The organism is Desulfosporosinus sp. FKA (assembly GCF_002196785.1).
Taxonomy (GTDB): domain Bacteria; phylum Bacillota; class Desulfitobacteriia; order Desulfitobacteriales; family Desulfitobacteriaceae; genus Desulfosporosinus; species Desulfosporosinus acididurans.
In genome coordinates this window covers 63,389-75,065 of record NZ_NAHZ01000032.1, presented here as the reverse complement: position 1 = coordinate 75,065, position 11,677 = coordinate 63,389, and the positions used below count along the sequence as shown (strand labels likewise).

Below are 11,677 nucleotides of genomic sequence, written 5' to 3'. Positions count from 1 at the left end.
TTATAAATTTACAGAAATTTTTAGTTGCTATTCATCCCTAATTATGCTATTCTATATGTTGTTCGTCTTACATGGAGGGGTGTCCGAGCGGTTTAAGGAGCCGGTCTTGAAAACCGGTGACTTCGTGAGGGGTCCGTGGGTTCGAATCCCACCCCCTCCGCCAGATCGAATGTCGATGTTCGAAGCTCGATGTTCGAGTAAGTGAACAGCCTAGGTGGTTTGAGATTCAAGTGTTTTCTTTGCGCTCGTAGTTCAGCTGGATAGAGCGTCTGACTTCGAATCAGGATGTCGGGGGTTCGAATCCCTCCGAGCGCACCATTATTGACCATTTTAGTGCGATAATCGATATTCGAATATCGCACATTTATTCACTGAATAATACGGGTCATTGCTTAATTAACAATTACCTTAGATTCAGTGGCTAATAAAAAACTGAGGCCTCGTAGCTCAGTGGATAGAGCGGGGGTTTCCTAAACCCTGTCTTGCGGAGGTTCGACTCCTCCCGGGGTCACCACTTTGAGGTATTTATGCGCCACCAAGATTGGATGCGTTTAGCGCTTTTACAAGCACAAATGGCTTTTGAACAGGGAGAAGTACCAATTGGTGCTGTAATCGTTCAAAATGACACTGTTATAGCAGAAGCACACAATGAAAGGGAACTTCGCCATGATCCTACTGCCCATGCTGAGATTTTAGCAATTCAGCGTGCTGCTGAAGCGTTAGGATCTTGGAGATTAAGTGAGGCATCCTTGTATGTAACCTTAGAGCCATGCCCCATGTGTGCAGGCGCTATACTCCAGTCCCGCCTGAAAAATCTCATATATGGATCGATGGACTTAAAAGGCGGGGCTGCCGGTTCAGTAATTAATGTGCTTGACTTTACCTTGTGGAATCATAAAGTAGATATCTTGGCTGGAATTTTAGAAGACGAATGTACAGATATCTTAAAGCGTTTTTTTAAATCTCTGAGGTAGAATAAAATCCTAAAAATGGTTAACCTCTAAGCACCTGCAAAATTCTCTGCTAAGTTTATATCGTGATGGAAGTTTATAGGTGTCTTAGCAGTTATATTACACGGAGGAGTATCGAAGTGGTCATAACGAGAGCGACTCGAAATCGTTTGACGGTGTAAGCCGTCCGTGGGTTCGAATCCCACCTCCTCCGCCATACTTATAAAAACAAGAGCCTTTCTTAAAAGGGCTCTTTTATCTTTTTGTGACTGTTTGTTTAAAATTTCACATTCTGGGCAAAGTATAGGAAATAGAGATAAACATGTACTGTGTTCAGAAAGAGGTTTTAACAAGAATGGATCATATAATAAAAAGAGCCGGGAAAAATATAAATAATCTGCTAAATGGCTGCCAAGGCCTTCAATTATGGCTTCAAACCAGAAGCATCAAATGGAAAAAAATAATTGGAGTATCAATGGTGTTCTGTATTTTTGGAATTTTAGGTTACGGATCTCTTAGTGCTTTGATTTGGAAGGGAAATGTGTATATACCCACAAAAGTATCTGAAAATGTTATCTATGATGAGGGAAAATTGGCGCAAACTCCTGATCAATTGATTCGATTTCATGTCCTTGCCAATTCAGACAGCGAGCAAGACCAAGCATTAAAAAGAGCTGTCAGAGATGCTGTCTTAAAAGAAGTTTCCCCGAAACTGGCATCTTCGAGATCTTTGCAAGAATCTCGGCAAATACTTGCGGAGCTTCGTCCGGAAATGGAGAAGATTGGACGCGCGGTAGTTAAAGCTTGGGGTAAGAATTACAGTGTTCATACGGAGTACGGTCATTTTAGTTTTCCAACGAAATCATATGGTACTTTGATACTGCCCGCAGGAGATTATGAAGCATTAAGAGTTGTTATTGGTGAGGGCAAAGGATCTAACTGGTGGTGTGTTCTTTTTCCTCCGTTATGCTTTATTGATATTGAGCATTCAACAGCCGTCCAGGTGGATGGAAAACCAGGGATACCAATTAATGATAAAGCTCCCCTTTATTCAGAAAATCAACAAACCAAACAAGTTAATGATAAGGGAGTTGTCAATTCAGCCAATAAATCGGCGAATAATAAAATTGGGAGTTCTGTTCCTGGGAATTCACTTCAGGTTAAATTTTATTTTTGGGAACTTGTAGAAAGGCTAATAAGTAGAAAGTGAACTCGTTCAGCTAAAGCTTGAACATCAGGGCTTCAGATTTGGACTCTGCCCCACCTGAAGTTAACGAAAGAACCACCCTCACTTATCGAAAAGCAATAGCGTGAAATGTATTACAAATATTTACAGAACTTTATTCTTGACTCCTTTGCTAAGATAAGCTATAATTCTTTTTGTTCACTAAAATTCTTGCAAATTAATATGTTTGTAGAGTTAGAGAGCACGGAGAGGTGGCTGAGTGGTCGAAGGCGCCCGCCTGGAAAGCGGGTACACTGGGTAACTGGTGTCGAGGGTTCAAATCCCTCTCTCTCCGCCATATTGAAAAGAGAGCCAAAGTATTCGACTTCGGCTTTTTATTTTGCTATAATTGATTTAGCCGTACTAGACGGGGAGGTAGCGGTTCCTTGTAACTTGCAGTCCGCTCTAGCAAGGTGGAATTCCTGCGAAAGGTCCACACCTGTGAAGCTGTCTTTGGTAGATGGTGATGAGATTTTGGTCTTACGCAACAGAACACTCCGAACCGTGTCAGGTCTTGACGGAAGCAGCACTAAGGAGAATGTTTTGTGTGCCGTAAGGTTGCCTGAATCGAACTGTTCGACCAAGGTAACGTTCGGAGGTGAAGGATCGATCTAAGGTGTACGGCTATTATTTAAGATAAAGGTGGTAATGGTACCATCTTTTTTGTACTATCATAAAGTATAACCTTCGTTTCTACTTTTCAAAACGCTCGAATTATGAGGGTGAATTTATGGCTTATCTGGCATTGTACCGTGAATGGAGACCAAAAACTTTCCAAAGTATTGTAGGACAGGAACATATTACCCAGACCTTGATGAATGCTCTTAAACAAAATAAAATTGCTCATGCGTACTTGTTTAGCGGGCCGAGAGGTACAGGTAAGACAACTGCTGCCAAAATTTTAGCCAAGGCCCTGAATTGCGAACAGCGCAATGGGGTTGAACCTTGTAATCAATGTTCCTCATGTTCAAGTATTGATCATGGTTCTGCTATTGAAGTTTTTGAAATTGATGCCGCGTCTAATCGAGGAATTGATGAGATTCGAGATTTACGAGAAAACATCAAGCTAAGCTCGATAAAAGGCAAATTTAAAGTTTATATTATTGATGAAGTGCATATGCTGACAACAGAGGCTTTTAATGCCCTGCTTAAAACTTTGGAAGAGCCGCCCTCACAGGTAGTTTTTATTTTAGCGACAACTGAGGTTCAGAAAATACCCCTGACAATTCTTTCTCGGGTTCAACGTTTTGAATTTCACCGTATTTCGGTTGAGAATATTACAAGACGATTAACTGTTGTTTGTGAATCATTAGGGCGCCAGGTTCAGCAAAGTGCCTTATTGGTAATTGCCCAAAAATCTGAAGGCGGTCTTCGCGATGCCTTAAGTATCTTAGATCAATGTCTGCTTCAAGATGATCCCATTGGTGTTAAGGAAGTCTATCAGGTTTTAGGAATGGTCGGTGAAACTTTTAGTTCAGAATTAGTCGATGGATTAATTGCCCTTGATTATGGAAAGAGTTTAGAAACTCTGACGGGAGGAATACAGCAAGGTCGAGATCCGAGGCAAATTATTCGAGAGCTTTTAGAGTATCTTCGTCAAATGCTCTTAAACTTAACTACAGGTGTCACTCCGCTTGTGGCTCCCGAAATTCAAGAGCGATTAGTTGAACAAAGTAGAAAAATTCCCATATCTCGTTTATTACATTGGATTTCGCTTTTAATGCAAGGCGAAGGACAATTGAAATATGCATCGAATGCTCGCTTAGCAGCCGAACTTTTAATAGTTCAGACAATTCATGAAGGGCAACGTGTTATTAATGATCAGGATGAGATTATTAAACGCTTGACATCGCTTGAACTTCAATTGCAAAATCTTTTGTCGGGTAAGGATCTCCCTAGGAAAAGTACATTAAAAATTCCGGCCTCAGTAGGGTCTGATGAGCAAGAAAATAATAAATCTCAGACAAAAACTGCTCTGGAAATTGAGCCAGTTGCCACTGCTGAAAGGAAGTTCACAGCAAAAACGGAATCTTTAGCAATAGAGACCGTTCAAGAACGCTGGAACGAGATTTTAGATCAGGTTAAACGCCGAAAAAAATCTACACAAGCTTTTTTGTTAGAAGGCAAACCGGTTTATCTCGAAGGAAACGTTTTAACCATTGCTTTTCGCCAAGGATGTTCTTTTCATAAAGATAAAGTTAATCAGCAGGAAAATCGCCAGACAATTGAAGAGGCTTTGCAGCAACTATTTGGAATACCTATTGCCATAAACAATGTTATGGAAAACGAATTTCAAAAGAAAGATTCTTTGGAGCCAGAAAATAAAGAACTTGAAGAACAGGCTCTTGTCGATAAAGCAAAGGATATGTTTGGCGAAGACCTTGTTACCATTCGGGAGTAAACATCAAATATAGGTGATAAAATTAAGATTGGAAGTGTTAATATGGCAGGTTTTAAAGGAATGGGCGGCGGTATGGGTGGAAATATGAATCAAATGTTGAAGCAAGCCCAAAAGCTTCAAGAAGACATGGCTAGAGCACAAGAGGAATTGCAAAATAAAACTGTGGATGCCTCTTCTGGGGGCGGGATGGTTCAAGTTGTTGTCAGTGGAAAAATGGAATTAGTCGAAATGAAAATTAATCCTGAAGCTGTTGATCCTGAGGATGTAGAAATGCTGGAAGACCTTGTTAAGGCCGCAGTGAATGAAGGACTGAGAAAAGCTCAGGAAATGGCTAGTAATGAAATGGGAAAATTAACCGGTGGTTTAAAGATCCCCGGCTTGTTCTAGGTGAACTATGGATTTTTTGAATTATCCTCAGCCTTTGGCAGACCTTATCAGCTCATTGGCACGTTTACCGGGGATTGGTCCTAAAACAGCAGGTAGATTGGCATTTTACCTTCTTCAGCAGCCACAAATTTCGCAAGATTTGGCACAGGCGATTTTGGAGGCCAATCATTCGCTTAAAAAATGTTCGATTTGCTCTAACTTCACGGACCAAGACCCTTGCGCACTTTGTCAGAACCCACAGAGAGATTCCTCAGAACTTTGTGTTGTGGAGCATCCGAGAGATGTGGTTTCTTTAGAAAAAACCAAAGAATTCAAAGGCCGGTATCATGTTTTGCACGGTGTACTCTCACCTATGGAAGGAGTTGGGCCGGAGCAATTAACCATTAACCTTCTTTTAAAACGTTTAGAAGGTGTTCAAGAAGTTGTTATGGCTCTCAATCCAACGGTAGAAGGCGAAGCAACTGCTTTATATTTAGCACGTTTACTGAAACCGTTAGGGATTAAAGTGACCCGTATAGCTCATGGGTTACCTGTTGGCGGAGATTTGGAATATGCTGATGAAGTGACCATCGCACGAGCTTTGGAAGGAAGACGCCAGCTTTAGTTCACTTTAAAGTAAACTTATAATATTCAACCACTTCCACTTCTACAAGTGAGAGTCTTATGAGTGGATAGAATAGTAAAAATTAAATACGCTGCTTAAACTGTGACTTTGACCTTAGGTTGAGCACAGTTTTTTATTTATAATTCTGTTCTTCTTTATCCGTGAAGTGCATATCTATGGACTAGCATCGGACGAGGGGGAAAACCATATGACACTGGTCTTTCTAGGATTTTTTATAATATTAATAGGATTAACGGTTCGTTCAATTCTCGGAAAACCAAATATTGTTCTAAAAATCACAATTCATAGCTTGGGCGGAATTGTTGGACTTTGGTTATTTAATTTTCTTTTAAGTATTCTTGGGTTTTCAATTCCAATTAATTTTTTTACAGTAATTATTGTCGGAATTTTAGGATTTCCTGGAGTATTAACCTTATCAATCCTACAGTTATTAGGAATTTAAATCTGTTTACTCAAAGATTTTTTAAATTAAGTCCTTGACTCGTTCGACAAGTTGGAGGTATACTAAAAATTGCTAAAGGGAACTATTCGACGTAAATGCGAAGTAGTTCCCTACGTCTGTTTTTACGGGCGTTTTACGAAAATTCTATTTCTTCCTCAAGTTTAATAGTTCATTTTCTGAAAAATATGAGGACGAATAGAAAAGGTATTTTCATTAACTCCCGGAAAAATTAAATTTATCACATGATTAGGAGGAAACAAAAAATGGCTAAAATGAAAACCATGGATGGAAATGAAGCCGCGGCTCATGCATCGTATGCATTTACTGAAGTCGCTACCATCTTTCCCATCACCCCCTCTTCGACAATGGCCGAATTGGTTGATGAATGGGCTGCTCATGGAAGGAAAAACATTTATGGGCAAACTGTTAAAGTCGTTGAGATGCAATCTGAAGCAGGTGCCGCAGGTGCAGTACACGGTTCACTCCAGGCTGGTGCATTAACCTCTACGTATACAGCTTCACAAGGCTTACTTTTGATGATTCCTAACATGTATAAGATTGCCGGTGAGCTGCTTCCAAGTGTATTCCATGTAAGTGCTCGGGCTTTAGCAACCCATGCTCTTTCAATTTTTGGTGATCATCAAGACGTAATGTCTGTTCGTGCAACCGGATTTGCAATGCTTTCTTCACATAGCGTCCAAGAAGCGTTAGATTTGGGCTTTATTGCTCATTTAGCGACAGTTAAGGCAAGAGTTCCTTTTGTACATTTCTTCGATGGATTCCGTACGTCTCATGAAATTCAAAAGATCGAGATACCGGAATATGACGAAGTTGGCAAATTAATAGACATGGATGCGGTTCAAGCATTCCGTGACCGTGGTTTAAACCCAGAGCATCCTGTTCTGCGCGGAACAGCTCAAAATCCTGATGTATATTTCCAAAGCCGCGAAGCATCTAATAAGTTTTATGATGCGGTTCCTGATATTGTTGAGCACTATATGCAAGAGTATAAAAAATTAACCGGCCGTGAATATCATCCTTTCCAATATTACGGTGCCGAAGATGCCGAATATGTAATTGTTGCTATGGGTTCAGTCTGTGATACGATTGAAGAAACCATCGACTATCTTATGGCCAAAGGAGAAAAGGTCGGAGTTGTCAAAGTTCACCTCTTCAATCCTTTCTCCAGCAAATATTTCTTCAACGTACTGCCCAAAACTGTTAAAAAGATTGCAGTTCTGGAAAGAACAAAAGAACCAGGTTCTTTAGGCGAACCTCTCTACTTAGATATTAAAGAAGTATTCTACAATCATGAGCAAAAACCCGTTATTGTCGGAGGCCGTTACGGCTTAGGATCTAAAGATACAACGCCTTCTCAAATATTGGCTGTTTATAAAAATCTTAAGGCTGAAAAGCCAGCCAATGGATTTACCATTGGAATCGTTGATGATGTAACCTTTAAGTCTCTTCCTGAAGATGAAATCATTGATACTGCTCCAGAGGGTACTATTGCTTGTAAATTCTGGGGTCTTGGCGCAGACGGTACTGTTGGTGCCAACAAGCAAGCGATCAAGATTATCGGAGATCATACTTCCCTTTATGCGCAAGCTTACTTCCAATATGACAGTAAGAAATCCGGCGGTATCACGATTTCGCACGTTCGGTTTGGCAAGAAGCCGATTAAATCCCCTTACTATGTGACAGGTGCAAACTATATCGCATGTCATAACCAAACCTATGTTTACCAATATGACCTTTTAAAGGGCTTAAAGAAAAAGGGTAATTTTGTGTTGAATTGCCAATGGACGCCTGAAGAATTGGATGAGAAACTTCCGGCAGCAATGAAACAGGCACTTGCTCGTAATGAAGTTAACTTCTATATTATTGATGCGGTTTCTATTGCCCGGAAAATTGGTCTTGGTTCACGAATTAACATGGTTATGCAGGCTGCTTTCTTCAAGCTTGCTAATGTTATTCCTGTTGAAGAGGCAATTGATTATTTGAAAGCTTCCGTCTTAAAGACCTATGGTAAAAAAGGCCAAAATATTGTTGACATGAACAATGCAGCAATAGATCAAGGTGTTTCTGCTCTCGTCAAAGTAGAAATTCCTGCATCCTGGGCTAACGCTCAAGACGGTGAAGTCGCCGCTGCTGCTGATGAACCCGAATTCGTTAAAAATATTCTTCGCCCAATGAATGCTATGGAGGGAGATGATCTTCCCGTCAGTGCTTTCAATGGTCGTGAAGATGGTACCTTCCCGGTTGGTACCACGGCTTACGAAAAACGTGGTATTGGAGTTTTAGTTCCAGAATGGCAAATAAACAATTGCATTCAGTGTAACCAATGTTCCTATGTTTGCCCTCACGCTGCAATCCGTCCTTTCCTAATGAATGAAGAAGAAGCAAAAAATGCTCCGGAATCATTTTTTGGTAAGAAGGCTATTGGTAAAGAAGCTGCAGGTCTGCAATTCCGTATCCAAGTGAGCACTTTGGATTGCACCGGTTGTGGAAACTGTGCGGAAGTTTGCCCGGCTAAAGAAAAAGCGCTGGTTATGAAACCTGCTGCTGAACAATTTGAGCAACAAGTGGCAAACTGGGAATTTGCCATTTCCCTTAAGAATAAATCAAATCTCTTTGATGTTACGACTGTTAAAGGAAGCCAATTTGCACAGCCTTTACTCGAATTTAATGGTGCTTGCCCAGGTTGCGGAGAAACTGCTTATGTTAAGCTTCTGACTCAACTCTTTGGTGATCATATGATGATTGCTAATGCCACTGGTTGTAGTTCAATCTGGGGCGGTAGTGCTCCTGCAGTTCCATATACCACGAATCAAGAAGGTAAAGGACCGACTTGGGCTAACTCTTTATTCGAAGACAATGCTGAATTTGGCTATGGAATGTATTTAGGGGTTCGTCAGCAACGGGAAAGATTAGTTGATTTAATGAAGCAGGCGCTTGAAATGGAAATTAGCGCTGAGCTTAAAGGTGCCTTTGAAGAATGGCTTGCAGGTTGGAATGATGCAGATGCTTCGAAAGCAGCCGCAGCAAAAATTAAGGCATCTCTTGAAGGCTATAATGGCGACAATAAAGTATTGGCTGAGATCCTCCGCAGGAAAGACCATCTTATTAAAAAGTCTCAATGGATTCTCGGGGGAGACGGATGGGCTTATGACATCGGCTATGGCGGTTTAGATCATGTATTAGCATCCGGCGACGATGTCAATGTTCTCGTTCTCGATACGGAAGTATATTCCAATACCGGCGGTCAATCTTCAAAATCAACGCCTCGTGCAGCTGTAGCTAAGTTCGCTGCCGCAGGTAAGAAGATTCGTAAAAAAGACCTTGGTATGATGGCTATGAGTTATGGCTACGTTTATGTCGCTCAAATTGCTCTTGGTGCCAATATGAACCAAACCATCAAAGTTATTAAGGAAGCCGAAGCTTATAAAGGACCTTCATTAATTATTGCTTATGCACCATGCATTAACCATGGCCTAAAAGCAAGTATGACGAAGAGCGTTCAAGAAGCTAAGAAGGCCGTTGATTCTGGCTACTGGCATCTCTATCGCTTTAATCCTGATTTGGCGGAAGAAGGTAAGAACCCATTTAGCTTGGAATCCAAGGAACCTACTCTGCCTTTCCGTGACTTTATTATGGGCGAAGTTCGCTATACGTCTTTGCTGAATACTTTCCCCGAAACGGCAGAAGAACTCTTCAGCGGAGCAGAAAAATATGCTAAGGTACGTTACGATTCTTATAAACGGTTAGCAGGGCAAAAGTGGGAAGAGTAATTCAGCCAAGTTTGTTCTAAATGTAATTTAGTCACCAGTTTTGAGAGCAGAATTTCTGCTCTCTTTTTTTGTGCTGTCAGGAAGGTCTGTTTGTGTGAACAAAACTATAAACTTAGGAATAATATGTTCAAAAGGAAGAGGGAGGTGTTTTACGACGAGCAGTATACCAATGGTTGGAGATTTCGTAAGGGAATCGCTGGATTTACACTTATTTATGGCTCGAATTATGAAAGAACATGCAACGTTTATGCAAATAGGATTTCTGCCTAAAGATGTTACTTACACCGCTCAAGCAGAGGAGTTTAAATGTCAGTATGATGAAATCCTTAAGGAAGCTATAATGCTTAGTGATTGTACGGCATCAGAACCTGTGCTGCAATCGGGAGAATTAGTAACGGCTAAAACACTTGGGGCAGAGCAAAAAACTCAAGAATTGACGGGTATCTATATTGAATGTTCACTAACGGTCGAGGAGTTAAAATTTAGTTCCGATCCGGGGACAATCCCCCAAGAGATTATTCCTAATGTTCAGGCCTTAAATGAAAAGGCAAAAATTATAACGACCTCTTTTGCTGAGTTCAAAGCTATGATATTAGACCAAGTGACGAAGTGTTGTTTGTTTACGAATCTCTTGCCATCTCAATATTTTCACATTCATAAGGAGGCCCTTTTTTATCTAAAACTGATCAACCGTTTACAAAACAACCAATTTGTAAATTCTCGAGTTGAATTATATGAGCAGAAGGTATTTTGGGACGATATCATGGGAGAGCATGCTCAGGTTATTAGTCATTACCTAGATCCTTCGGAGAAGAATCTTATCAGTAAGGCAAAAGATTTTGATCGTCAGTTTAAGCGCTTAGAGCAAAAATTAAACGCTGAGGGGGCACGAGCAACACAGCTTGAACAATTGAGACAGGAGAATATTCAGGCCACGACGGCGATCGCAAATTTTAAAGCCATAAGTACAGACCTTCTTCTGGGCTGTCAAATACGATCTATGCTTACTCCTTTGTTGACTGATCATACTTTGCGAGAAGCTTATTATTATTTAAGAATTTTGCAGACTTTAAAGCTAGTTTATCTTGGGCGGGGTTAGTAAGGCAGAAGGTCATACTTTCTTAAAGCGAGCGAAAAGAAACGTTAAGGTTTCAAAGTTCGCTTTTTTGGCTTTGCTTAAATTAAGCAATTATTTTTGAATAAATTATAAGAATTTGGCAGAATCCTAGTTGAGAAGCTTCAATGATGGAGGAACTCATGGAAGACGCTTTACTTACGTTTAGTTTTGTACTAGTTACTTGGTTTTGGGGTGATTGGAAACAGTGGAGACAGTATTATTCTACAATTATATTTTGGGACTTGGGTAATATGATTTATTGCTATCTTACGTTTAAAAAACCTTTGTGGAAATTTACGACAATTATCCCTGAATCAATCTCTAATATCCTGATGATTGTTGTTATTTTTCCATGCGTTATTTTTCTATTTCTTCCCTATTTTCCAAGAAAGGAATTTTTGAAGCAATTTACGTATGTCTGCTTTTGGACGTTCATTTTTTCGTTGATTGAATGGTGGGCATTACGAATGCATAGATTTGCTCATTTTAACGGTTGGACTTTAAAATATTCCGTGATTTTTAATTTTGGCATGTTTATTCTACTTAAAATACATTATGAGGATCCACGCTGGGCATGGTTAATTTCAGCTGCTGCCGGCATTTTTATAATGGTATATTTTGAGGTTTCTTTGTAAAATTCAGACAAAAAGAGCTGTAACATTTTAGGCAGCTCTTTTTCTGATGACATTGTTAGCTGTTCTGCATAATCAGAGTAGTGCAGGACAAAATAAGCGGATAA

9 protein-coding genes, 5 tRNA genes and 1 other RNA gene are annotated in these 11,677 nt (G+C 40.3%); all 15 read left to right on the top strand.

Features of this window, described 5'->3' with window-relative positions:
• The first annotated feature begins 73 nt into the window (after positions 1-73).
• The 15 genes from B5771_RS17275 (at position 74) to B5771_RS17205 (ending at position 11,573) form a co-directional block, all read left to right on the top strand.
• Positions 74-163: transfer RNA gene (locus B5771_RS17275), tRNA-Ser, on the top strand.
• Positions 164-241: 78 nt separating this feature from the next.
• Positions 242-318: transfer RNA gene (locus B5771_RS17270), tRNA-Arg, on the top strand.
• A 118-nt stretch (positions 319-436) separates the two neighbouring features.
• A tRNA-Arg gene (locus B5771_RS17265) sits at positions 437-514 on the top strand.
• A 13-nt stretch (positions 515-527) separates the two neighbouring features.
• Positions 528-974 (top strand): tRNA adenosine(34) deaminase TadA, encoded by a 447-nt coding sequence (tadA, locus tag B5771_RS17260; protein ID WP_088188654.1) that lies wholly within the window; start codon positions 528-530, stop codon positions 972-974.
• Positions 975-1,076: 102 nt separating this feature from the next.
• Positions 1,077-1,167: transfer RNA gene (locus B5771_RS17255), tRNA-Ser, on the top strand.
• 228 nt (positions 1,168-1,395) lie between these two features.
• Positions 1,396-2,160: a stage II sporulation protein R gene (spoIIR, locus tag B5771_RS17250; RefSeq protein ID WP_242966897.1), complete on the top strand. Its 765-nt coding sequence runs from the start codon at positions 1,396-1,398 to the stop codon at positions 2,158-2,160.
• A 221-nt stretch (positions 2,161-2,381) separates the two neighbouring features.
• Positions 2,382-2,473 (top strand) — tRNA-Ser (locus B5771_RS17245).
• 60 nt (positions 2,474-2,533) lie between these two features.
• Positions 2,534-2,799, top strand: an RNA gene (gene ffs / locus B5771_RS17240) — signal recognition particle sRNA large type.
• A 106-nt stretch (positions 2,800-2,905) separates the two neighbouring features.
• Positions 2,906-4,576 carry a DNA polymerase III subunit gamma/tau gene (gene dnaX / locus B5771_RS17235; RefSeq protein ID WP_088188653.1) on the top strand — a complete coding sequence of 557 codons (1,671 nt, stop codon included), beginning with the start codon at positions 2,906-2,908 and terminating at the stop codon, positions 4,574-4,576.
• Positions 4,577-4,618: 42 nt separating this feature from the next.
• The gene (locus B5771_RS17230; RefSeq protein WP_047808979.1) at positions 4,619-4,963 is read left to right on the top strand and encodes a YbaB/EbfC family nucleoid-associated protein; all 345 of its coding nucleotides are present in this window, start codon (positions 4,619-4,621) and stop codon (positions 4,961-4,963) included.
• 7 nt (positions 4,964-4,970) lie between these two features.
• Positions 4,971-5,567: a recombination mediator RecR gene (gene recR / locus B5771_RS17225; protein ID WP_088188652.1), complete on the top strand. Its 597-nt coding sequence runs from the start codon at positions 4,971-4,973 to the stop codon at positions 5,565-5,567.
• Positions 5,568-5,775: 208 nt separating this feature from the next.
• Positions 5,776-6,030: a pro-sigmaK processing inhibitor BofA family protein gene (locus B5771_RS17220; protein WP_047808981.1), complete on the top strand. Its 255-nt coding sequence runs from the start codon at positions 5,776-5,778 to the stop codon at positions 6,028-6,030.
• A gap of 263 nt (positions 6,031-6,293) precedes the next feature.
• Positions 6,294-9,821 carry a pyruvate:ferredoxin (flavodoxin) oxidoreductase gene (nifJ, locus tag B5771_RS17215; RefSeq protein WP_088188651.1) on the top strand — a complete coding sequence of 1,176 codons (3,528 nt, stop codon included), beginning with the start codon at positions 6,294-6,296 and terminating at the stop codon, positions 9,819-9,821.
• Between the two features lie 94 nt (positions 9,822-9,915).
• Positions 9,916-10,920, top strand: a complete 1,005-nt coding sequence (locus B5771_RS17210; protein WP_242966873.1) for a DUF2935 domain-containing protein — start codon at positions 9,916-9,918, stop codon at positions 10,918-10,920.
• 158 nt (positions 10,921-11,078) lie between these two features.
• Complete coding sequence (locus B5771_RS17205) at positions 11,079-11,573, top strand: CBO0543 family protein (protein ID WP_088188649.1); 495 nt, start codon at positions 11,079-11,081, stop codon at positions 11,571-11,573.
• Positions 11,574-11,677: the final 104 nt, after the last annotated feature.

What these genes read in the sequence shown, in the direction of transcription:
- tadA (WP_088188654.1), top strand. Translation starts at nt 528, where the DNA reads ATGCGCCACCAAGATTGGATGCGTTTAGCGCTTTTACAAGCACAAATG.
- nifJ (WP_088188651.1), top strand. Translation starts at nt 6,294, where the DNA reads ATGGCTAAAATGAAAACCATGGATGGAAATGAAGCCGCGGCTCATGCA.
- recR (WP_088188652.1), top strand. Translation starts at nt 4,971, where the DNA reads ATGGATTTTTTGAATTATCCTCAGCCTTTGGCAGACCTTATCAGCTCA.
- B5771_RS17230 (WP_047808979.1), top strand. Translation starts at nt 4,619, where the DNA reads ATGGCAGGTTTTAAAGGAATGGGCGGCGGTATGGGTGGAAATATGAAT.
- dnaX (WP_088188653.1), top strand. Translation starts at nt 2,906, where the DNA reads ATGGCTTATCTGGCATTGTACCGTGAATGGAGACCAAAAACTTTCCAA.
- B5771_RS17220 (WP_047808981.1), top strand. Translation starts at nt 5,776, where the DNA reads ATGACACTGGTCTTTCTAGGATTTTTTATAATATTAATAGGATTAACG.
- B5771_RS17205 (WP_088188649.1), top strand. Translation starts at nt 11,079, where the DNA reads ATGGAAGACGCTTTACTTACGTTTAGTTTTGTACTAGTTACTTGGTTT.